This window comes from Halalkalicoccus subterraneus (assembly GCF_003697815.1).
GTDB classification, from domain to species: domain Archaea; phylum Halobacteriota; class Halobacteria; order Halobacteriales; family Halalkalicoccaceae; genus Halalkalicoccus; species Halalkalicoccus subterraneus.
The window spans coordinates 39,930-62,502 of the sequence record NZ_RDQG01000025.1; the positions used below are offsets into that span (position 1 = coordinate 39,930).

The 22,573-nt window shown below is 60.8% G+C and carries 19 protein-coding genes and 1 pseudogene; 14 read left to right on the forward strand and 6 right to left on the reverse strand.

The features are described 5' to 3' along the window. Positions 1-3: 3 nt before the first annotated feature. Positions 4-1,047 carry a sensor histidine kinase gene (locus EAO80_RS07305; RefSeq protein WP_122089265.1) on the reverse strand — a complete coding sequence of 348 codons (1,044 nt, stop codon included), beginning with the start codon at positions 1,045-1,047 and terminating at the stop codon, positions 4-6. 129 nt (positions 1,048-1,176) lie between these two features. Here EAO80_RS07305 and EAO80_RS07310 point away from each other — a divergent pair, with 129 nt between their 5' ends. Further along, positions 1,177-1,581, forward strand: coding sequence for a response regulator (locus EAO80_RS07310; RefSeq protein WP_122089266.1), 405 nt, complete (start codon positions 1,177-1,179; stop codon positions 1,579-1,581). Between the two features lie 10 nt (positions 1,582-1,591). Here the strand turns inward: EAO80_RS07310 and EAO80_RS07315 are convergent, their stop codons facing one another. Beyond that, entirely contained in the window at positions 1,592-2,245 is a 654-nt protein-coding gene (locus tag EAO80_RS07315; protein ID WP_122089267.1) for a helix-turn-helix domain-containing protein, read from the reverse strand. 225 nt (positions 2,246-2,470) lie between these two features. On the opposite strand from EAO80_RS07315, the gene EAO80_RS07320 reads away from it, so the two are divergent. From EAO80_RS07320 to EAO80_RS07345, 6 genes are all read left to right on the forward strand, one after another. Beyond that, positions 2,471-3,784 carry a glycosyltransferase family 2 protein gene (locus EAO80_RS07320; RefSeq protein WP_245998512.1) on the forward strand — a complete coding sequence of 438 codons (1,314 nt, stop codon included), beginning with the start codon at positions 2,471-2,473 and terminating at the stop codon, positions 3,782-3,784. A gap of 152 nt (positions 3,785-3,936) precedes the next feature. Further along, a complete protein-coding gene (locus EAO80_RS07325; protein WP_122089268.1) occupies positions 3,937-4,854 on the forward strand; it encodes a polysaccharide deacetylase family protein in 918 nt (305 codons plus the stop codon). Positions 4,855-5,051: 197 nt separating this feature from the next. Continuing rightward, positions 5,052-5,834 carry a polysaccharide deacetylase family protein gene (locus tag EAO80_RS07330; protein WP_245998514.1) on the forward strand — a complete coding sequence of 261 codons (783 nt, stop codon included), beginning with the start codon at positions 5,052-5,054 and terminating at the stop codon, positions 5,832-5,834. A gap of 142 nt (positions 5,835-5,976) precedes the next feature. Then, the gene (locus EAO80_RS07335) at positions 5,977-7,077 is read left to right on the forward strand and encodes a phosphotransferase (protein ID WP_122089270.1); all 1,101 of its coding nucleotides are present in this window, start codon (positions 5,977-5,979) and stop codon (positions 7,075-7,077) included. 139 nt (positions 7,078-7,216) lie between these two features. Next, positions 7,217-8,644 (forward strand): oligosaccharide flippase family protein, encoded by a 1,428-nt coding sequence (locus tag EAO80_RS07340; RefSeq protein ID WP_122089271.1) that lies wholly within the window; start codon positions 7,217-7,219, stop codon positions 8,642-8,644. Positions 8,645-8,892: 248 nt separating this feature from the next. Further along, positions 8,893-10,932: a DUF2206 domain-containing protein gene (locus EAO80_RS07345; RefSeq protein ID WP_245998515.1), complete on the forward strand. Its 2,040-nt coding sequence runs from the start codon at positions 8,893-8,895 to the stop codon at positions 10,930-10,932. Here EAO80_RS07345 and EAO80_RS07350 read toward each other — a convergent pair whose 3' ends face one another. Next, complete coding sequence (locus EAO80_RS07350) at positions 10,933-12,210, reverse strand: right-handed parallel beta-helix repeat-containing protein (RefSeq protein WP_122089273.1); 1,278 nt, start codon at positions 12,208-12,210, stop codon at positions 10,933-10,935. A 228-nt stretch (positions 12,211-12,438) separates the two neighbouring features. Between EAO80_RS07350 and EAO80_RS07355 the strand changes: the two genes are divergently transcribed. The 3 genes from EAO80_RS07355 to EAO80_RS07365 all read left to right on the forward strand — a co-directional run bounded on the left by EAO80_RS07355 (position 12,439) and on the right by EAO80_RS07365 (position 15,555). After that, entirely contained in the window at positions 12,439-13,422 is a 984-nt protein-coding gene (locus tag EAO80_RS07355; RefSeq protein WP_122089274.1) for a DUF1616 domain-containing protein, read from the forward strand. Positions 13,423-13,472: 50 nt separating this feature from the next. Continuing rightward, a complete protein-coding gene (locus EAO80_RS07360; protein ID WP_122089275.1) occupies positions 13,473-14,279 on the forward strand; it encodes a glycosyltransferase family 2 protein in 807 nt (268 codons plus the stop codon). 115 nt (positions 14,280-14,394) lie between these two features. Further along, positions 14,395-15,555: a glycosyltransferase gene (locus EAO80_RS07365; RefSeq protein ID WP_122089276.1), complete on the forward strand. Its 1,161-nt coding sequence runs from the start codon at positions 14,395-14,397 to the stop codon at positions 15,553-15,555. Here EAO80_RS07365 and EAO80_RS07370 read toward each other — a convergent pair whose 3' ends face one another. From EAO80_RS07370 to EAO80_RS07380, 3 genes and pseudogenes are all read right to left on the reverse strand, one after another. After that, a complete protein-coding gene (locus EAO80_RS07370; RefSeq protein ID WP_122089277.1) occupies positions 15,556-16,587 on the reverse strand; it encodes a lipid II:glycine glycyltransferase FemX in 1,032 nt (343 codons plus the stop codon). A 67-nt stretch (positions 16,588-16,654) separates the two neighbouring features. Further along, positions 16,655-17,545, reverse strand: coding sequence for an NAD-dependent epimerase/dehydratase family protein (locus tag EAO80_RS07375; RefSeq protein WP_122089278.1), 891 nt, complete (start codon positions 17,543-17,545; stop codon positions 16,655-16,657). A 168-nt stretch (positions 17,546-17,713) separates the two neighbouring features. After that, positions 17,714-18,958 (reverse strand): annotated as a pseudogene (locus tag EAO80_RS07380) (glycosyltransferase family 2 protein). A gap of 132 nt (positions 18,959-19,090) precedes the next feature. Between EAO80_RS07380 and EAO80_RS07385 the strand changes: the two are divergent. From EAO80_RS07385 to EAO80_RS07395, 4 genes are all read left to right on the forward strand, one after another. Beyond that, the gene (locus tag EAO80_RS07385; RefSeq protein ID WP_122089279.1) at positions 19,091-20,185 is read left to right on the forward strand and encodes a glycoside hydrolase family 26 protein; all 1,095 of its coding nucleotides are present in this window, start codon (positions 19,091-19,093) and stop codon (positions 20,183-20,185) included. Between the two features lie 77 nt (positions 20,186-20,262). Continuing rightward, on the forward strand, positions 20,263-21,555 hold the full coding sequence (gene aglM / locus EAO80_RS07390; RefSeq protein ID WP_122089280.1) for a UDP-glucose 6-dehydrogenase AglM: 1,293 nt from the start codon (positions 20,263-20,265) through the stop codon (positions 21,553-21,555). Positions 21,556-21,660: 105 nt separating this feature from the next. After that, complete coding sequence (locus EAO80_RS19585; protein ID WP_162993918.1) at positions 21,661-21,834, forward strand: hypothetical protein; 174 nt, start codon at positions 21,661-21,663, stop codon at positions 21,832-21,834. A gap of 60 nt (positions 21,835-21,894) precedes the next feature. Next, complete coding sequence (locus tag EAO80_RS07395) at positions 21,895-22,557, forward strand: helix-turn-helix domain-containing protein (RefSeq protein ID WP_122089281.1); 663 nt, start codon at positions 21,895-21,897, stop codon at positions 22,555-22,557. The last annotated feature ends 16 nt before the right edge of the window (positions 22,558-22,573 follow it).

Sequence of the window (22,573 nt, forward strand, 5' to 3'; positions counted from 1 at the left end):
GTATCAGGTGGCGATGTGGAGACGAAACCCGTCGCCATCGTCGGGCTCTGCGATCGAGAGTTCCCAGCCATGTGCGTCCGCGATGGCCGATAGAACCGTCGCGGCGCTATCGTCGTTATCGGGATCAACGAACGCCCGTCGAAGCGTCCGATACTCGTCGGCGGCTACGTCGGGGCCGTCGACCGTGATCAGAACGCCCGACTCGTTCGCGTCGACACGGATGGATGATTCCGCTCCCAGATGTGTGATCGTGTGCTCGAAGAGGACCTCGAAAAACAGCGCCAGCAGCGACGGATCGGCGCGGACATGCCGGTCGGCTTCGACCGTCAGCGACGCCGGTTCGGAGCCGACTGCCTCCCACGCGTCCGTCGTGGCGTCCCGGATCGACACCTCGACGAGCGACCTAAGCCCGCGCCCGGCGCGAGCGACGGCGACGAGTTCGTCGACCAACGTACTCGCGCGCCCGATCGCGCTGTCGACCCGGTCGAGATGCTCGTCGTTTCCGGTCTCACGCCCGAGGATCGCGTACTCGCGGGCCACCATGAGCGGGTTTCGGAGGTCGTGCGAGAGGGTTGCTCTGACCGATTCGAGACAGCGGTTTTTCGTCCGCAGGCGCTCGCCGGCGTCGCGGTCCGGGTCGGATGGACTCGTTGTGCAGGGCGCCGTTTCGTGGGCGCTCGCCTCACTCCGATACTCCACTGCCCGATCCAACAGCGACACGACGTGGCCCGGTGCGGTCCGAAGAACCGCCTTCTCGATCCAGCCGTCGACCAGGGGATCGAGCGACGTCGGAACGCTGGCGACGCTATCGAGCGCGTCGACGACCCCGAGTACCGGGAGTTCCGGTCGTTCGGTTCGTAGTCGACGAACGACTGTCCCCTCGTTCGATTCGAGCGTCGCCGCGTCGTAGAGCACCGTCTCGAACGGCTCGTCGGCCACTCGTGGGTCGTCGAGTCGCTCCGCTGTCGAGAGGTGTGCGCCGGTTCGCTTGAGCGCGTCGACGACCTCGTCGGCGAGTGGCTCCGTCGTGAGATACCGGATACGCATCGATCATCGAGGAGATGGGAACGAACACATGTAGTTATCACCACACCAATACGTCGAGCGGGACGGTTAGGGTCAACCTTTTTCTGTTTGAATCATTTGCTTTTTATCACGTTACGTCGTAACTGGACTATGACTGATACGGATTCGGCGCGGATCCACGTTCTCTGCGTCGACGACGAGCTCGACAGCGCCGATCTAACGGCGCTGTGTCTCGAGCGAATCGACGACCGATTCGTCGTCGAGACGGCACTGAGCGCCGAAGCGGGCTACGAGTACCTCGAGGAAACCGGGGTCGATTGCGTCGTGAGCGACTACAAGATGCCCGACGTGGACGGGATCACCTTCTTCGAGCTGGTCCAGGACGAGTACCCTGAACTACCGTTTATCCTCTTTACGGGCCGGGGATCGGCGAGCGTCGCCGACGACGCGCGCTCGCGCGGCGTGACCGAGTACCTCGAAAAGGACACGGAAGACCGATATCGAGTGCTGGCCGACCAGATCAGGAGCGCGGTCGAGAAACACCGCTCCTCGTAGGAAGGGGTCGTTACCGGAGCGGTTGCTCTTGGGCGATTACCGCCTGCTTGATGAGCGCCTCGACGCCGCGTCTGATCCGCTGGGAAAGCGCGCTGTCGCTGATCCCTAGCTCGTCGGCGAGCGCGGCCTGGCTGATCCGGCGCGGGATCTGGAAGTACCCCGAACGGTAGGCTGTCGTGAGCGTGTCGCGTTGGACCGGCGAGAGCGACGCCGTTGGCTCGTCGATCGGGGAGTGGTGGATCCGGCGGAGCGTCACGGGAGTCCCCGATTCGGTGAGCGCGACGTTGAACCGTGAGAGCTCTTCATGCGTCGAAAACCGAAGGCGAAAATCCCAACTTTCGGCGAGGCCCTGTGCGGCGAGGATCGTCGCGTCGGCCTCCAGGAGCGCGTCGACGAGTTCGTTCTCGGCCGACGACCACTGGATCTCGAACAGCGTTTCCGATTCGACCGTCATGACGACGCTTACCCGATCGATCCGCGGATGGTCCCCGAGCGCCGAGCGGATCTCCTCGGAATCGCTCGTTTCGATCCACAACAGCGGCATAACGGACTCCCGAAGCGGGACGACGCCTTCGAGTTCGATCCCCACCTCGGGAAACGACTGGAGAACGCTTCCGACCGGAAGCGACGCGGCCGGCAAGGTGATATCGGCGATTACGGTCATAGATACGGGAGAGTACCGCGACGACTACCGACATCGCGGAGGGCGGATATCAGAATATCGTATCGAACCGACAAAAAGACATCGGCTTCGTTCGATATCGAAGGTGCGAGTTCGGAAAGAGGCGACGAAAGACCTTCGATATCGAAGGCGATACGACTAAACACCGGGGTCGAGGCTGAAGGCAACGGATCAGTGGGAATACTGCATACAATAGGATGACACATCATGCAGTCATCACCGAGGAGGGGAGGAGCAGTAGAGGAGCCGGAGTGGGGCGAAGACGGGTCACCGATCGGTTTGATCGCGACACACACCAACAAATCGGAGCTCATACAGGCGATCCTGTCGGCAAAGCGGCACGGAAGCGACGTGGCAGTTACCCACGTCGAGTCCGACGAACCGGAGGGGGTCGAAATCGCGCGGATGATGGGTGCACGGATCCTACGTAGCGCCGCGTTCGACGGGAAGCCCGAAGCGGGCAACGGGACGGCGCCGAAGGCGACCGCGACCAAGGACGTCCCGCCGGTAACCGAGTTCGTCGATCCGGCGACGATCACCGACCAACAGGGGACTGTCGAACCCGCCCGGTTGGAAAAACCGGAACCCGTCTTCGAGATGGGCGAGGACGCCGAACAGTCGACGGTCGTCGTGGGAATTCCGGCGTACAACGAGGCAGGCTCCATTGCGAACGTCGTCGGAACGGCCGCCGAGTACGGCGATAGCGTCCTCGTCGTCGACGATGGAAGTCGAGACGAGACCACGAGAGAGGCCGGCAAAGCCGGAGCGACGGTCATCGAACACGAGTACAACAAGGGGTACGGCACCGCGCTCAAGACGCTCTTTCGAGCGGCCGACCGGAAGGGTGCCGATCACCTCGTGATCCTCGACGCCGACGCCCAGCACGACTCACGGGATATCCCCCGGCTCGTCGCGAAACAGCGCGAAACCGGCGCCGACATCGTCATCGGAAGTCGGTTTATCGACGGGGCGACCACCGAGTTCCCGCTGTACCGTCGAGTCGGGCTGTCGATCGTCAACGCGCTCACCAACCTCAGCATGGGGACCGTCCGGCCGAGTGCACGCATCACCGATACGCAAAGCGGCTTTCGAGCCTACAACCGACGAGCCATCGCAGGATTGGCCGATGACGACACCATCGGGACGCAGATGGCCGCCAGCACGGACATCCTCTATCACGCCCACAAGAACGGATACGAGGTCGAAGAAGTCGGAATATCGGTGCGCTACGACGTCGAGAACGCGAACAGCGCCGATCCGATTTCACACGGGTATGACCTAGTGAACAACATCACAACGACCGTACAGAACACCCATCCACTTATCAGTCTGGGTATGCCGGGATTCGTCGGTGTGCTGTCAGGGGTCAGTGGTACTTACTGGCTCATCTCCGAGTACCTCACCACGGGATCGCTCTCGTTTCTCGTTACGACCCTATCCGCCCTGTTCTTGCTTGGCGGTTTCTTCTTCTGTATCGCTGCGGTCATCCTCCATACGATACGGATCTCTAAGGCGAGATAGGTCCGATCCAAAGGCCCCCTCCGTTCCGTCCGCCAGTCGTAACCTGGTTGCAGTGATCATGGCCCGATACGCTATTCTACCGGTTAAGTGACTGCTGAAGCGGATCGCTAGTAAACGATACTAATATCACGGTCGTTCACAGTTCGTTTCATATGGGTGGTAAGAAACGGAGTGGCTCATCCGATGGACCCGGAAACGTCCTGTCGTTCGATCTCGAACACTGGCATTCGGCGACCCTGCTAACGGACGAACTAACCGACGCCAAGGATCGTATCGAGACGTCAGTCGAGATCGTTCTCGATATACTCGCAGAACACGAAACGACAGCGACGTTCTTCGTCGTCGGCGAGATAGCTAGGGAGTATCCTGCGTTGATCACTCGAATCGCCGATGACGGCCACGAAATAGCGTCTCACGGACACACTCATACTCCGCTGTTCGAACTTACGCAGGCGTCGTTCACCGAGGAGCTCGATGCGAGTGCCGAAGCGATCGAGTCGGTGACCGGCCACCGTCCTCTCGGGTTTCGGGCACCGAACTTCTCGGTGACACCGCGAACCCAATGGGCGTTCGATGCGCTTCTCGAAACGGGGTATCGGTATGACTCCAGCGTGTTCCCGGTCAAGACCCCGATGTATGGGGTCGGAAACGCACCGGTTCACCCGTACTGGGTCGATCGTAACTCCCCCTTCGAGGACAGTCGATCGGTCACTGCCGATGACCTGCTCGAATTTCCACCCGCCGTGTTTCATCCTCGGTTCCGTGTTCCGGTCGCTGGAGGGTTTTACGGTCGGATCCTTCCGACGTGGGTGATATCAAGAGGGATCAGGAACCTCAACCGTCGAGGGATTCCCGCGACGCTCTACTTCCATCCGTGGGAATTCAACCCCGACGTACAAACCGCCGAACCGACCTTCCACAAGCGCTTCATCAGCTTCCACAATCTCGATCAGACTCGCGAGACGCTCGAAACGTTGCTCTCCTCACACGAGTTCGGGACGTGTCACCAGTTACTCGAGAGATATACAGGGAATGCAGGGCCGGTACCGTCCCCTCGGAAGGAGAGGTGACGGGTAACAAACGGTCACGGCTCGTACGCAGAAAGGAGGCACCGACTGCTGCGTCACTGACAACAGTTCACCATCCACCGGACGGCAGCGGCCAGCGATACAGCAGCTAGTCGAGACGGATGGTGAAAACGGGGGGACGACCACTCGAATGTAAGTCAACCGACACAGTTACATCGATGATGGCCCTGAGAACCGGTATGTTCGGGGGAGAGAAGGGTCGACGGTTGGTGGATCGAGCGTTTCGATCCACACTCAAGGGTCGTTACCGCCCCACTGGGGTTCGTTGTCCGATCGTCCTCTATCATGGTATCGGCGAATCGGGCGGTCCGTGGACAGTCACGCCGGCACGGTTTCGCCGACAGATCGAGTGGCTCTCCGAAACGTTCGACCTCCTGACTGTGAGCGAGGCCATCGAGCAGTGGAAACAGGGCTCGCTTCCGCCCGATCCGGCCGTCGTGACCTTCGACGATGGGTTCCAATCGACGATCGAGACGGCATTGCCGATCCTCGAGAGTCACGGCGTCGAGGCGACTCACTACGTCGTCCCGGGACTACTGGGCGAGCGGTTCGAAGGATCGCGGGTCATGGACCGCGATAGTGTCATCGATCTCAGCGAGTCCGGTCACGAGATCGGAGCACACACCATGACTCATCCGGATCTGACGACGGTCGGCCGGGAAATCGCCCGGCGCGAGATCGTCGAATCACGGGAGTCCATCGAAGCGATTACGGGCGACAACCCGCGCAGTTTCGCCTATCCCTACGGTGCATTCGACGACGACATAGCCCAGTTGGTCCGGGAGGCGGGCTACGAGAGTGCGACCACGGTGATCGGCTCGGACGTCGTCGATTTCGCTGCACCGATGTCCCTTCCGCGGATCACCATTATGCGTGAACACGACCGTCAGACGAGTAGGGACATGATCGACGGGGATCGGCGATGGCAGCACCTCATTCGGGACGTGGTCCCGATCCGATAACCGGTGGTGTGAATCGATTCGAACCGACGAAGTCGTCCCGCTAATTACTGCGGTTTGATCTCGGTTCGGATCGTTTCCGGTCAGAACACTCGTCAGCGACGGTTCGGGACCCTTATGTAGGACAGGCTATATCTATAGTCCAATGGGGAGTGCTATTGAGACCGCGAATCCACAGTCCTTCGATCGACCGGGGGTTTTCGATCGGATCGCGGAGTTCTACGAGTATCAGGGGATCCCGTCCGCTACAGAGGTCTACATGGTCCTCGATACGGACGGCTACAACACGTACGCGTTTCGCCCGGAATCTCGGGCGATCGAGTGGCTCGTCGATCGGCTCGGCGGTGGCGGCTGGAAGAGTCGCCTCGGGACCACGATACTCGAGACCACTGCCGCTGTTCCAGGGCTCCTGCCGTTCGTTCCTCTGATCCGGTCGGAATACGCCACCGTCGCCGCCGAGAACCCGTTCGACGTGGCGGTCGTCGGTGACCGAATCACGTTATTGCAGTTGGACAACCGACACGTATCTACGATCGCCATCGACGATCCGGACAAGCTCCGAAACGAGATCGAACACCGACAACGGCTCCCTGATTCGATCAACACGCCACCGATTATCGAACACGATAGCGAGTATCCCTATATCATCGAGCGGTATCTCAATGGGCGGGAACTCATCGATCCAGTCGAGGAGTGGAAGGCGCTGTTTGATGCGCTCAACCAGCTTACCGCCCTCTACGAGAACGACCGACACCGCGTCGCGACGACTGACGTCGTTCGAGAACTCGAAGGAGCGCTGGCGACCGAGGACGAGACGAACGGAACTACGCGTGCAGGGCTACAGCTCCTCGACGACCTCGACTTGCCGTCGTCACTCTATCGGGGCCCGATCCACGGCGACCTCCACGCCAGAAACCTCTTCATCAATGACGCGGTGTACATCCTTGATTGGGAGGACGTACGGATGGATTACCTCCTCGACGATCTCTTCAGACCGTTCGTCATCCACCAGTACGACATCCCTCTCCACCAGTTGTTCGTTCAGATGATACACGGGCGGGGAGAGGGCGGCCGCATCATGGCCGACTACGCCCGGGAGATCGGGCCGATCGCCTACGGCGACTCGGAGACGTATTCGGGGCTTCCGCTGTTTTACCTCCTCTCCCTGCTCGCTGACGGCGGCGAGAACGGATCGCTTCGCCCGCCGTGTCGTGAACTCCTTTCGGGGATCGTTTCGTCGTACTGATGATCACCGCCTCGAAGGCATCCGTATCGGTCGCAAGCGATCAGTGAGTAGTTGCATACTCTCGTATCGATAAAATCACTCCGTACACACCTGTAATAGAACTGAGAATATATATCGCAGGACGTAGTAGATCAGACGAATGGATCTGTCCCGTTCAGCATTGAAACTCTTTCTCGCGAAAGGCGGCAACGCGGTCGTTTTCTTCGCCGGGATCACAGTCTTCGCCCGTGAATTAGGGGCAAGCCAGATAGGGATCTTCTTCCTGTTTCAAACGGTACTCGGACTGCTGACGATCGTTGCCGACGGTGGGATCCGCGGCGCGCTCGAGAAACGACTGAGCGAGGGGCAACGGGCAGACAGAATGCTAGCGACCGCGATTACGATCAAACTCGTTACCGTCTCCGGAGCCGTGGGAGTGATCCTTCTGGCCCGGCCATACCTCAACCAGTATCTCGGCGGCGAATACACGGTCTTCCTCGTCGTTGCACTCGTCGTTCAGGAGTTCGCGGACCTGTTCATTCAGGCTGTGCGCGGCGAACTCCGTGTTGGGGAAACCGCTATCATCGAGTTCGCCCGCGAGACGGTATGGGTTACGAGTGGACTGGTGTTGGTGTCGGCTGGATACGGGGTTGTCGGATTGATCTATGGGCTCATCCTGGGTTCAGCGACGGCCGCCTGTTGGGCGTTCTTCAAACTGGAAACGAACGTCGGTCGACCAGCCGAACTATCGGCGTGGTCGCTGTACGACTACGCGAAGTACTACTTCCTCTCGTCAGTGAGTGGCAAGGTCTATCAATGGATGGACGTAGCGATCATCGGGCTGTTTCTGACCTACGCGGACGTCGGAGCCTACGAGGTAGCCTGGGAGGTGACGTTGTTGGTGTTGTTAGTCAGTAAGACGCTCTCAGTCACACTGTTCCCGCAGATGAGCCAGTGGAGCGCCGAAGCCGCGACCTCTCGGATCGAGGCCGTTGTCCCCAACGCGCTCGGAGTCGCGCTGTTCCTCTCGATCCCCGCGTTCGTCGGGGTGTTCGTGCTGAACTACGAGATCCTCGCTGTAGTCTTCGGTTCGGAGTACACCATCGCGGCGGGCGTCCTCGTGGTGTTGATGGTCGAGAAGGTATTTCAATCGGCCAATGACGTTCTGGGGAGCACGCTTCGGGGCATCGATCGCGTGGATCTGGTCGCACGGGCGGTCGTCGTAACGATCGCGATAAATCTCGTCCTCAACGTCGTCCTCGTTCTTTCCATCGGACTACTGGGAGCGGCGATCGCGACGACGAGTGCAGCCATAGTTCAGACGCTTCTCAATGCACGATATCTCTCACGGAACATCACGCTTCGAATACCCTATCATCTGATCGTGTGGTGTTTTGTCGGTGCGATTGGAATGGGACTGATCGTCTCAGGGGTACAGATGATCCTCCCGTTCGAGGGATTCGTCTTACTGGCGATCTGTATCGGCGTCGGTGTCGTGAGTTACCTGCTGTTTTCGGTCATTATACCGTCCCTCCGCAGGGAGGTTATCGTACCGGGTGCACGAATGCTCGTCTCGATATTCGGCTAGCTCGATGGCCGTATGGTGTTAGTTCCGTTATAGTTATACGCATCTGATCGGTTTCTATAAATATGTCATCGGGGGGGAGATCGGTTCGACGAACGCAGTCTGAGACGAACACACGGACGGTCGTCGATAGCTCCCAGTCATCTCATAGGGTACGTCTTCACCGGCGCTCGATCGCTCTGGTAGTCGGCTGTCTTCTCATCGCGTTCTGGGCCAGCGTCGGGGGCAGTCCATCCGGTGTTGAAACCTCCTTGTTACGGGCGATCTTGGGTGTCGCACTGTTACTCGCGCCCGGGTTCATGCTCCTCCTATTGATCGACAACCGTATCGACCGTATCGGGGAGCTGTCGTTGTACGTCGCGGGATTCAGCTTGACGATTCTCGCCGGCGTGAGCGTCGTAGGAAGCCTCGCGTATCCTGTACTCGGCATCCCCGATCCACTCTCCTTTCGTCCGATCGCTCTCACGGTCAGCGGGATAGTCATAGCATTGACCGTCGTCTCGTACTGGCGCGATCGAAGTCTCGTTCTCCGTGTTCCGTCGTTCACGACACAGGATACCGCAATCGGCGCGTTCCTGCTCTGTTTACCGGCACTTGCGGCGCTGGCAGCCCATCGTATGAACGCCGTGGGGAGCAGCCGGCTGATGTATGCGTTTCTCCTCCTGGTCGCAGTCGTCGTACTCGTCTCGATCAGGGAAGTTCCGCCGAAGCTCTATCCGTTCGCAGTGTTCACCGTCGCGGCGGGAATCGTCCTCCATCGCAACCTGATCACCGGCGCGGTCGTTGGATCGGATATCCAGGTGAACTACTTCTTTGTCGAGTTGGTGCTCGAAAACGGGGCGTGGGAGCCGGGGATGGCCGATGTGTACTCATCCATTCCGGTCGTCGGGGCGGTGCCGGCCGTCTACTCGATAGTGACCGGCATCAGTACCGCGCTGGTCTTCAAGGTGCTCTACTCGCTGCTGTTTGCGCTCGCTCCGGTCGCCATCTACTACACCTTCGCGGACGTCTTCGGGAGAGACGTGGCCTTCGCCGGAGCGTACTTCTTCGTCTTTTACTTCCGGACGTTCAACGGCACACCGGGTAAAACACGCATTGCTCAGCTGTTCATGATACTGGTGGTCCTCACGATGATCACCGACCGGGACCGGCTCCCCGGCAAGGAGTGGGTGGGGGCCGTCTTCGGGATCGGACTGATCCTGTCGCACTACACTACCACCTACATCTTCGTCATCTCGCTCGCGGTTGCTTACGTCCTGGGACGGATCTACAAGGCATATTCGGGCGATGACGTCGGACTACGTATCACCGGGATCTACGCGGTCGCGTTCGGCGGTGCGGCGGTCGCCTGGTACGCCGCCACGACCCCGGGGATGCTCCAGAACGTGGCCGGCGTCCTCGTGGGTATCCCGGTCGAAATCTACGCGGTCCTCTCGGGCGAGAGTATCCACCGTTCGGGGGCGAGTGCCGTCGAATCACAGTCCGGAATCGCCTACACGGCCACGCTCCTGCTCCACATGGGTCTGATGGCGCTTGCGGGGGTCGGCGTCCTCTCGCAAGTGTTCGTGCGGCTGTTTTCGACAGACAAACCGCGGTCAAACGAGGCGATCAAATTGGCTGTGCTCGCGATCCCCATGCTGCTGTTCCTGGCTGCGTCGTACTTCATCAGCGGTAATCTCGGAGCCGATCGGGTATACCAGATCGTTCTCACGGTGCTCGCAGCCTTCATGCCGGTGGGTTACCTCGCGCTCACGGGCCTCATCAACGTTGTCCGCGACGTCGACATTCCCGTCTGGCGGCCGATTCTCGCGGCTCTGGCCGTCCTCATGTTGCTCAATACTGGTGTCGCCTACAACGCGATCGGGGAGCCGGTTACCTCCGATATCTCGCTCGATTCGGACACCCATTCGCTTGCCTACACGGATGCGGAGATCAATGGCGGGGAATGGATCGACGGGACCAGCACCGCTGGACCGGTGATCTACACCGACAGCTACACCGGCGAGATGTTCCGATCGATCTTCCCGGAGAACTACTCGAACGCGAGCGTGAGGCAGGTGAAGGTCGACTGGCAGCCCGGCATCGAGTTCTCGGAAGGCTACGTCTACGTCCGTGATCGGTCCATCGTTGACGCCGATGAGTACGAGGGGACCGTTCCCCAGTACTACCTCACGGAATCGGAACGGACGGCCATCGAACAGTCAACGAACAAAGTGTACACCAGCGGCGAATCCGACGTGTTCCGGTATGACGGATCGGATAGCCAGCAGTTCGGACGGGAGGACACGTAGCTACGCGATCCGGTACATCCCCTGGCGCGCTTTCATCCAGAGACTGTTGTCATCGACGTTCTCGACGGTTTGATAGGTGAAGTACCGATCCGCAGTCGGCGTCCCTTCGACGCCCGCTGCCTCCACGACCCCAGTCACGCCCTCCCCCTCGAAGTAGCGGGTGGCGTTGGGACCAACCAAGGATCGATCGAAAACGTCGATGGTCGATCCTTCAACCGCCGTACTGGCGGCCTCGTCCGACGAGTAGCCCTCGATCTGGTTGTACGCAATAACGCTGTTGACCAGCTCCGAGCCGACGTCAAGCACGATCCCGTCTGCTCCGGAAGGGACTTGTACGAGGTTCTGCGAGACGATCGAGCGTCCGCTGGCGGTTATCTCGATGCCCGCCCGGCTGGAATCACCCTCGATCCGATTGTTCACGAGGCGGACTGCGGGAGCATCGATCCGAACACCGACGGTCGAACCTGATGCCGGATGGGTGTAGGTGTGATTTAGTGAGACGATTGCACTCTCCTCTTGAACGGCGATCTCGGTGTCGAACCCCGCGACGATGTTGTTTATCACCTTCGCATCGTTCATGTTCTCGATCCGGATTCCGACGCTCTCGCCGTCCGCTCCGGTCGTCGAAATGACGCGGTTGAAATTGATCCGCGGCTCGGTACTGCGCTCGTCGGGAGCGCAGTTGATCCCGTAGCGTGTCGCGAACAGGTCCGTATGCGATACACGACTCGAGTACCCACCCATACTGATCGCATCACCACCGTCTCCGGTGTTGACGAGTGCAATCCCGGATACCTGAACGTCGTTTTCCATCGTCTCAAGCAGCGGTCCCTCCGTTTCGGCGCGCAGACCATCGCCACCGATGGTATCGAGCGACTGCCGGTAGACCCCGCTCCCGAACAGGATGGTGTTCTGTGGGATGGTAATCGGGGTTTCCCCGGTGACGTCGATCTCACCGACGACCCGCACGATCGATTCGTTTTCGAGCGCTTGCTGGAGGTCGGATGCCGATGCGCCGCCGTTTTCCTCGTCCCCATTATCCTCGCCGATAACGCCCCCACCGTTCGAGCCGTCCCTCCCGACCAGCGTCGAAATACCGTATCCGGCAACGCCACCGGCTGCCATCGCCATCGCCTCCCGTCGCGGGACGCCCTCGTCGATCAAATCAGGAACCCGTCCCGAAGCGTGTTGGTCCAGTAGTTCGGTCAGCCGTTCGTCGATCCGACGATCGACGAGGCGTTCTAACCGCTCAGGCGTCATCCCCTCCTCTCGCTCCATACAGCGGCCTTCGTCCCGCCCGGATAAATATATTGTCTAAATGATACCAGTACTGTCGGTGGAGACGAAAGTGTATCCGGTTCATCGGGCGAATCGTGTTATATGATCACGATCATCATATGAGAGTCGGATCAGTATCTCTCCATCGGACAATAGCCGATGGATTAACCGATCGGAACGTCGTAGTGACTGTCATATTTATATCAATTGCTGCGGTAGTTCGGGACGATGCAAGACATCGTCGAGGAGCACGTCGGTTCGTCCTCGCTTTGGCAGGTTCCGGCCGATCTGATTGCCGTCGGACTGTGTGTGGTGGTCGTTTCTCTGACGGCGCTCCCGGTGGTCGAAGGGACTCCCTTTCGAACGGTAGTCCGGGTAGGATTCGTCGGGTTCGTGCCGGGCTACGCCCTCGTCGCTGCACTGTTTCCGCATGCAGCGACCGCTTCCGGCGCGGAGACAGCCCGGTTTCAGATCGGCCGCTTGGAACGGGCGGCGGTATCAATCGCCGCGAGTTGTGGGCTCTTATTGCTAGTCGGGAGGGGACTGTCCCTCCTCTCCGTCGCCGGGTCTTCAGTGGTGATCGGGATCCTCGGCGCGCTGACGATCGCCTTCGCCGCCATTGGAACGTTCCGTCGACTCGCTCTTCCGCCCGCCGAACGGTTCGGCCGTTCAGTCGAGTCGTGGCTCGACGATCTCGACTCCCGCCGACCGGTACGCTCAGGTGGACTACTCTCGTCGATCGTGATCGGTTTAGTGGTGCTATTCGTACTCAGCAGTGTCGCCTACGCGATGGTACCGGTACAGCCCAACGGCCATACCGAACTCTATCTCCTTCAAGACGGGGGGGACGGGCCCGTCTCAGAGGAGTATCCCGACGAGCTCACGGTCGGTGAGGAGCAATCGTTGATCGTCGGGGTCGGGAACGAGGAAGGAACGCAGACCTCCTACACCGTCGTCGTGCAGTTACAGGAAATCGAGACCGACGGCTCGCAAACCTCCGTCCAGTCGGTGAGCGAACTCGATCGGTTCGATGTCACGCTCAGGGACGGCGAGACCGTCGAGAACGAGCACGTCGTCACTCCCGACCGAGCCGGGGAGAACCTCCGGTTGACCTATCTACTCTACACCGGGGAGCCCCCAGACTCGCCCGACGGAAGCGAAGCCTACCGCAGCGCCTACATCTGGGTCGACGTCACCGAATCCGAGGGATAGCCGTCGGTCGGGACGCAATAGTGAAGTGCACTCGCAGTGACAATACGATCATGCCGAGGACGGATCCGGACCCGACGGTTTCGGTGGTCATTCCGTACAGTCCGGAACACACGCCCGAGCGGATGTTAACGGAGGCGAAGCGCTCGATCGACGAACAGGCTGTCCCAACGGAACCCATCGTCGTCGAGGATCCCGAAGGAAGCGGTCCGGCGGCGACCCGCAATCGCGGCATCGAGCGCGCCTCCACGCGCTACGTCGCCTTTCTCGACGCCGACGATCTCTGGAAGCCGGACAAACTCGAACGCCAACTGGAACAAATGAAGCGGACGGGTGCGGGCCTCTGTCTCGATGGCGACCCCTCGATGTCACGTGACGACTTCTTCTACGAACTGTTCGTCGGCGACCTCAACGAGGTGATGTCCTCGATCGTCCTCGACACCGAGCAGGTCGACGTGCGCTTCGAGGAGACGCTCGGTCGATGGGAGGACCACCTGTTCGCGCTCGAGGCTGCACGGGCGGGCGTCTGTCTCTGTCGCGAGACGTTCACCGTCCGATACCACGAGGCCAGCATGTCCGCGGATCGGATCGACGCGACCCACTACCTGACCGAGGGCAAGAAGTACGTCTCCTTGGCCAGCGATCGAGTTCCCGAAGTCAGGCCCTTTACGTACGTCTTCTACCGGCAGATGTACTTTGCAATGGGATACTACCTCCACCAGGACGAGGAGTACCGGCATGCGATGACGTACTTCGTTCGGTCGCTCCAGATCGGTATCTCGCCGCTGCCAGTCGTCGGTTTACTCGGGAGTACTGTCTTTCATCTCTTTTTCGATGTGTTGCTCGGATCGAACCAGTGAGTGTGTCGGTGTTCGGACCAACGACGGCATATAAATCATATAATTTTTTCAATTAATGCATATGTAGATGAATTATTCAGTAGACTATAATTGTCAGTACACCGTAATACAAGTGATGAAAATCGCATATATACTCTCGCAAAACAGCGGTGGGCTTCCCCATTATGCCGCTCAACTCTCGAATGCGGTCGCCAAACACGCCGACGTAACGGTACTCAAAGCCGAAGAGACGACCGCTGATGACGTCTTCACCGAGGACGTTCGGGTTCTCAATACGTTCAAGTCAATGAACATCTCGTTGCCGGAATTGCGCAAGTTCAACTTCGATATCCGACGCAATCTGAAGGCACTTGCGTCCTATAAGAACCTGCGGCTGATCGAAACGATCGATCCCGACATCGTTCACGATCCAACGGGCCTGTTTCCCCAAGTGAAATTCTACGCGAACCGCTACCGACTCGACGAGAAATACCCCTTCATAGTGACACATCACGAGATATCGGTCGAGCGAGTCCCCCTCTCGCGCCCGCCGGACGCCCTCGAAGGGATCGTCGATGCGTTGATCTCCGATCTCGACATTCGGCATTCGATCGTCCACACCGAGAACCAGCGGACGGTCCTTCGAAACCGCATCCCGGACTCGGAGGCGGTATCGGTTATTCCGCATGGAGTCAACGATATGTTCGGTGATTACGACTACGAGGAGTTGCCCGAGGAGGACCACACCGTGCTCTTTTTCGGACACATCATCCCTGCGAAGGGGATCGATACGCTGGTGAAAGCGATTCCGCTCGTCCGCAAGCAGGTGCCCGACGTCACCCTCGTCATCGCCGGCAACGGGCGGCTGGGTAAACGCTCGCGTGAGATCATCGACCGGCATCCCGAGAACTTCGAGGTTCACGACCACTTCATCCCGAACGATCGGGTCGGGGAGTTCTTCTCGCGGGCCGCACTCGTCGCCGTCCCCTACAGACGACAGAAGGGCGGAACGAAGGGACACAGCGGTACGCTCGCGACCGCGTTCTCCTTCGGCAAGCCCGTCGTCGCATCGACCGCAGGGGAGTTCTCGAAACTGGTGGGCGAATCAGGCTGTGGCGAGGTCGTTCCGCCGGAGAACCCGGAGGCGCTTGCCGGAGTGATCGCGGACCTGCTCGAAAATCCCGAGAAACGGGCCCGAATGAGCGAGCAGAGTACGAAACAGGCCGAACGCCTCTCGTGGAATACGATCGCCGAACGGTATCTCGATCTCTACGAGGACGTCCTCGACGAGCACTGATCAAAGACTGATGTTGCGCCGGATCGGTGGGCCGATCAGCTCCGTGACCTTCAACGGGAGGCGCTCCCAGACGTCCTTGAGGCGGTCGTACTTCTCGTCGTCAGGATCCGGAAGCGTCGTCGATTCGTCCGGAAAGTAGTGGTAGTCATCGAACCGGATCTTTGTACCGCCCCAGCTCTTCTTGAAGTTATAGACGCCGGTCTCCTCGCGAGTTCGCCCGAGCGTGTACGTATCGTAGCCCGCCTCGCAGGCGTGCTCGATACCGTTCCACAGCAGGAAACTCCCGCCTTGCAGGTCACGGTACTCGTAATCGGTGATCCCACCCCAGTCGAAACAGCGGTCCCCGTACAGGAAGCGGATCTGACCGTTGATTAGGTGACCGTCCATGAGTGCGAGTTCGACCACCATGTGCTCGCCGAGAGCGTCCCAGAGACGGACGAAAAACGAGAACGAATGGGGGGGACTACCGAAATCTCGCATGTTCTCCAGATAGAGGTCGTAGTACCGCCGTAGATCCGTCTTCGAGGTCGCCCGCCGATACTCGACTCCGTTCTTTCGAGCCTTCCGGATATGGGTACGGTTCGAGCCGTCGAGCGAGTCCCACACCGCCTCCGCGCCGTCCGTCAACGGAATCTCGAACGTGACGAACCGGTTTTCCTTCTCGAAGCCGGGCGGATCGCCGAGGTCCCGCCCCCGAAGGCTGACGAACTCGACACCGAGTTCGTCGGCGAGGTCACGAACCGGTTCGAGCAGGAGGTGAATGGCGTCTTCGGGTGTGTCCCGAGCGCTCACGACCGATCCATACGCACTGTATGGCATCGAAACGAGTTGATCACCGAACAATCGACTCCTCATGTAGACGAGGGGAAGACAGGCGAGCAACTCCCCGTTCTCTTCGACCCCGAGGAAGTAGGTCCGGTGACCACAGGACTCACACAGTTTTCCCCACGCCCAACTGTCGAACACCGGTCCGCCGTTTCCTTCCACGAACGTTTCCCATCGATCCGTATCTGTCACTCTAACGACCTTCATCGTCTTTGGAATGTACTGTCCTCGTATAAATACGCTATTGTTGTCAGTTCTCTCATCAGTCTCTCCATCAGGTCAGCGTCTGAAGCCCGTCTTCAAGCGTGATCGTCGGCTCGTACCCCAGCCGACTACGAGCCTTCTCGGTTTTCGCACAACTACGGTCAATATCCCCGGTTCGACCCTCGATGTGGACGATCTCCGAGTCCGAGCCGGTGACGCTTTTGATCGTGTGGGCGAGTTCGGTTATCGTGACGGTTTTGCCCGTGGCGACGTTGTAGGCTTCGCCGACCGCGTCGGTCTCCATCGCTCGGAGATTCGCCTGCACGACGTCCGAGACGTGGACGAAATCCCGCGTCTGAGTCCCGTCACCGTGGACCGTGATCGGTTCGTCGTTTCGTGCCTGTTCGAGAAACGTGCTGATGACGCCGCTGTAGTCGCCGGCCGTCTGTCGCGGGCCGTAGACGTTGAAATATCGGAGCGCGACCGTCGGCAGGTCGTAGAGGTCGTTGTAGACGCGGGCGTACTGGTCGATGCTCAGTTTCTCGACGCCGTAGGGCGATTCGGGTGTTTTCGGTGCCGATTCCTCGATCGGCACCGACTCGGGCTGGCCGTAGATCGCCGCGCTCGAAGCGAGAACACACCGAGTGTCGTGTTGCCGTGCGGCCTCCAGCAGCGAGAGGGTCCCGTCGACGTTGACCGCGTGACTTCCGATCGGGTCCTCGATCGAGCGGTCGACGCTGACGCTCGCGGCCTCGTGGAAGACCACGTCGGCGGTCCCAACGGCCTTTTTGAGACGGCGCTCGTCACGGATGTTCCCCTCAATAACGGTCGCGGAGGAATGGACGTTCGAACGACGGCCGCTCGAGAAGTCATCGAGGACGGCGACGTCGTGCTCCGTGGCGAGCGCGTCGACAAGGTGGCTCCCGATGAACCCGGCTCCCCCAGTAACAAGTACGTTCACGGACGGATAATAACGTCAGCAAAGAAAAAACTATGTATTGTTGATGGATATGTACTGAACTGGTGTTGAAAAATCATACTCTTGGTATTAAACTAACAGTATCGGATGAGGACACCGGGCGAACCAACAGCGGCCGACACGTCCAGAAACGATCCGGGTTTTGAGCCGTCAGTCGTCGAAGACGGTCGTAACGAACACGTCGTCGTCCTCGCGGACGAGCCGCTCGGTTCCGTCGTGATCGGTGAGATCGCCCGCCGCGAGTTCCTCGTGGCGCTGTTCGATCACTTCGGGGGCGACCTTCTCGGTCACCTCGAACGTCGCGACCGGGCTGACGATACCCCACAGCGCCCCGATCGAATGGGCCACGAACGCGATCGGCGTCGCGACGACGAAGACGGGCCACAGGATCGGGTGTTTGCGGTAGCCGAGCAGACCGACACCCATGTAGACGAACAGCATGCCGAACAGTGCCAGCGAGATCGGACGGTACCACCCCATCGTCGGGACCGTCGCCGGGAACAGCGCCGCAGCGAACACGAGAAGCGGGACCAGCGGCGAGAACGCCCACGCGATGATGCGGGTGAAATACAGCGGCCGGTATCGCAGCGGGAGCAGCCCGCCGTCGGCGAGCGTCCCGGAGATCCAGCGACGGCGCTGTCTGATCATCGCCCGGATGGAAGGGGGTGCCTGGTTTCTGAACCGCGAGTCGACGACGGCAAAGGAGATCGACTCGGCGTCGGCCGCACGCCAGATGAAGTTCGTGTCCTCGGTGATCGTCGAGACGTCCCAGGTCACCCGCTCTTCGAGGGAGGCACGGACCGCGACGCCGCCGCCCCACGCGTACAGCGGGTATCGCAGCCGGTGAAAGCCGAACTGCTCGAACTGGTAGCCGACGCGAAACACCTCACAGAGATACGTCACCCGCGAGCCGGTGTAGATCGGCTTCTCGGTGAACTGGATCACGTCCGCGTCGGGAAGCCCCGAAAAGCCGGCCATAACGGTGTCCTCGTCCAGATACAGCACGTACTCCCTGCTGCAGGGGACCGTTTGACGCGCCCACTCGACGGCCCGACCCTTGTTAGTTGCGTCACACTCGAACCCGTCGGGGACGACGTGGACGGCGGCCCCGTCGATCGAGATCGGCGCCTCGGCGATCACGTGGACGTCATCGATGGCCTCAGGGACGGCGTTGACGGTCGCCTGGACCACGGACTCGGCGTCGATAGTCAGGATCCGCACCTGGATCTCATCGAACCCTCACTCGGCCTCGTCGGGATCGACGGCATACCCGCGCGCGAGGACGACCGTCTCGACGAGCCACCAGACCGCAGAGAGCCCGTACAGCGCCAGCGCGATCCACAGCGAGAGGACGACCAACGCGAGGACCGGAGCCCCGAGGAAGAAATCAGTCATTAACGTGACGTGTTAGTTTCGATCTATATAAAAATTCGTGTGGGCTTCGAGGAGGATCGTCGCCCGGTGAACGGACCGACGGGGAGACACCCTTTTGAGGCGAGATCCCGTCGGGGCGGACAACGTCGATCGATGTGGAGTTCCCGGCGGCGCGCGCTTCGGACGATGGGGATCGTCGCAAGCAGCGGCCTCGCCGGCTGTCAGGGGTTCGGGCGGGATCACAGGATGCTCGTCGGCGTCTTCCCCGGCGAAGGGGACCCCCAAGAGCAGATCCGCTCGCTCGGCCGTCACGAGGAGTGGCTCTCGATGCGGCCCCCAGTCGTGACGCTGTTTACCGGGACGGACCTCACTGAGCGATGGACCCGCGAGCGGATCGAGCGGGCGATGACCGCCGTCTGGGAACGTGGACAGATCCCCCTGCTCACGTGGGAGCCGTTCGTGTCGGACGGCCCAGAGGGTCCCCTCGAACGGCGAATCCACGAGGGACGCTACGACGGCCTGCTCGGAGAGTGGACGGACCTGCTCGAGTCGTGGGTCTTTTCCGGCGACCAGCGGCGGCGCTTTTACTTCCGACCAGCCCACGAGATGAACGGCGACTGGTATCCGTGGGCGACCGTCCACCCCGACGCCACTCCGGAAGACTACGTGCGGATGTGGCGGACGCTCCACGATCGGCTGGGCGAGACGGCCCTGAAGCCGACGCACGTTCAGTGGATCTGGTCGCCCAACTGGGAGGACGTCGGCGGCCACGCCGCCGAGGAGTACTACCCCGGCGACGAGTACGTCGACTGGCTCGGCGTCGACGGCTACAACTGGGGGGCCAGCCAGGAGTGGTCCACGTGGCGATCAGCCCGGGAGGTCTTCGAGCCGATGATCGACCGGTTGCGGGCGCTCGCCGGCAACGACGCCCCGCTTTCGATCCCCGAATACGGGAGTTCCTCGGCGGTCGAAGGCGGGTTCGACCCCGAGCGAAAGGACGAGTGGATCGCCGAGACGTTCGACTTCTTCGCCGACGCGGACGTCCGGATGGCGAACTGGTTCGACTTCGACAAGGAGACGGACTGGGCGGTGTTCGACGGCGTGCGCGGGACGGCGACCGTACGGATCGACGGCGAGGACCGGCCGACGTACGACGGCTACCGGAACGCAGTCACGGAGTCGATCGACACGACCGAGCCCGAGGACCCGCGGGTGCTCACCGACGACCAGTTCGCGGGTCGGCGGTAGTCGGCATTCTCCTTCGAGGTGGTGATCTGAATGGCGTATCCAAATACTGATTACAATCAAGGAAGAGGACCATCACAATGAACATCGCAGTCGTCGGCAGCGGCTACGTCGGGACGACGATCGCCGCCTGTTTCGCCGATCTGGGCCATCAGGTGACGGCGCTCGACATCGACGAGGAGGTCGTCGAGCGGCTCAACAGGGGGGAGGCACCGATACACGAACCGGGGCTGGAGGAACTCCTCGAGGAGTACGCCGGCAAACGTCTGCAAGCGACCACCGACTACGAAGCGATTCGGGAGTGTGACGTGATCTTCCTCGCGTTGCCGACGCCTTCTCGGGAGGACGGATCGATCGACGCTTCAATCATCGAAACGGGGGCGCGCTCGGTCGGAAAAGCGCTCGCGGGCGGCGATCGCGAACACCTCGTCGTCGTCAAGAGTACGGTCATTCCCGGAACCACGGAGGAAACGCTGATCCCGGCGATCGAGGACGGCGCCGGCGAGGCCGTCGGCGAGCGGATCCGGATCGGGATGAACCCCGAGTTCCTCCGGGAGGGCTCGGCGGTGACGGACTTCCTCGAACCGGACAAGGTGGTGCTCGGCGCCGCCGACGAGTGGGGCCGCGAGCGGCTCTTCGAGGTGTTCGAGCCCCTGATCGAGCGGGCCGACCCGGCCGTCGTCGAGGCCACGATCCGGGAGGCGGAGATGATCAAGTACGCGAACAACGCGTTTCTGGCCTCGAAGATCAGCCTGATCAACGAGATCGGGAACATCTGCAAGGAGTTCGGGATCGACGCCTATCGGGTCGCCGACGCGATCGGGCTCGACGACCGAATCGGCGAGCAGTTCCTCCGCTCGGGCGTCGGCTGGGGTGGCTCGTGTTTCCCCAAGGACGTCGATGCCCTGCGCGCTGCGGCCCGGCAGGTCGGCTACGAGCCCGAACTGCTCGATTCAGTCGTCGCAGTCAACGACCACCAACCCGAGCGGATGCTCGAACTGCTCGATCGACACGTCGACGTCGAGGGCGCGCGGATCGCCGTCCTCGGGCTGGCGTTCAAACCCGGCACCGACGACATCCGCAACTCGCGGGCGATCCCCGTCATTGAAGGGCTGGCAGAACGCGGGGCCGAGGTCGTCGCCTACGACCCGGTCGCGACCGGGAACATGCGCGAACGGTTCCCCGAGGTCGAGTACGCCGACTCAGCCGCCGAGGCGCTGTCGGACGCCGACGGCACGCTCGTCGTGACCGACTGGGACGAGTTCGCCGCCCTCGAAGAGGCGTTCGAGACGATGGCCACGCCGGTCGTCATCGACGGCCGGCGGATCGTCGAGCCGACCCCGGCGATCACCTACGAGGGGCTGACCTGGTAAGCGCCGGTAGAGAAATGTAATTGGTTGTAAATTCTGAATGGAATATAAATAGCGGCGGGGTTCGCAAGTGAAGGGATCATAGGGATCGCGTTCATACTCGTAGGGGTGGGTCGAGAGTACGTCTGCACGGAGTGTAAGTGGTCGGCGCGGGAAGGGACGATCGACTCGCGCTCGCCGATGGAACGGGCGATCGATCACCACATCGAATCCGACCACCACGTCGAGCGGGTCGGGAACGTGGCCGACTTCCGCGTGCGGGGATCGAGGTTTCACAGGTAGGGACCACAGCGAACCCGCGCCAACGAGGTCTATATCCGTCTTCGGGTACAACCGGGGCCCATGGCTACTATCGCCGAAATTCGTATCCCGGCAGACGAATTCGCACTGAGTTATACGCTCGATACGCTCGACGAGGTCAACTTCGAGATCGAGCGGATCGTTGCCCACGATCCCGAGCACATCATGCCGTACGTCTGGTCGACGGGCGCGGATCCCGACACGCTCGAAGCGACGCTGGAGGACGATCCCAGCATCGACACGGTCGAGCAGATCGCCGACCTGGGCGAAGAAGCGCTCTACCAGATGGAGTGGATCGACTCCATCGAGACGCTGATCCACATCCTCATCGAGGAGGAGGGGACGATCCTCGCGTCCGAGGGACGACAGGACGGCTGGTTCATACGGATCCTCTTTCCCGACCGGGATGCCCTCTCGCGGACCTACGATTTCTGCGAGGAGAACGACCTCTCGATCGACATCCAGCGGATCTACAACGTCGACCGGGGCAAGCAGGGCCGGTTCGGGCTGACCGACGAGCAGGAGAACACGATCGCGGCGGCCTACGAGTACGGCTACTACGACGTCCCGCGGAACGTCTCGCTGTCGGACTTCGCGAGCGAACTCGACATCTCACATCAGGCACTCTCCGAACGGCTGCGTCGCGGGCATAAGACCCTGGTCGAGAACACAGTCATCGTCGGCCGGGGCGGCGAGGAGGGATGAGGACCGTCCGGATGGT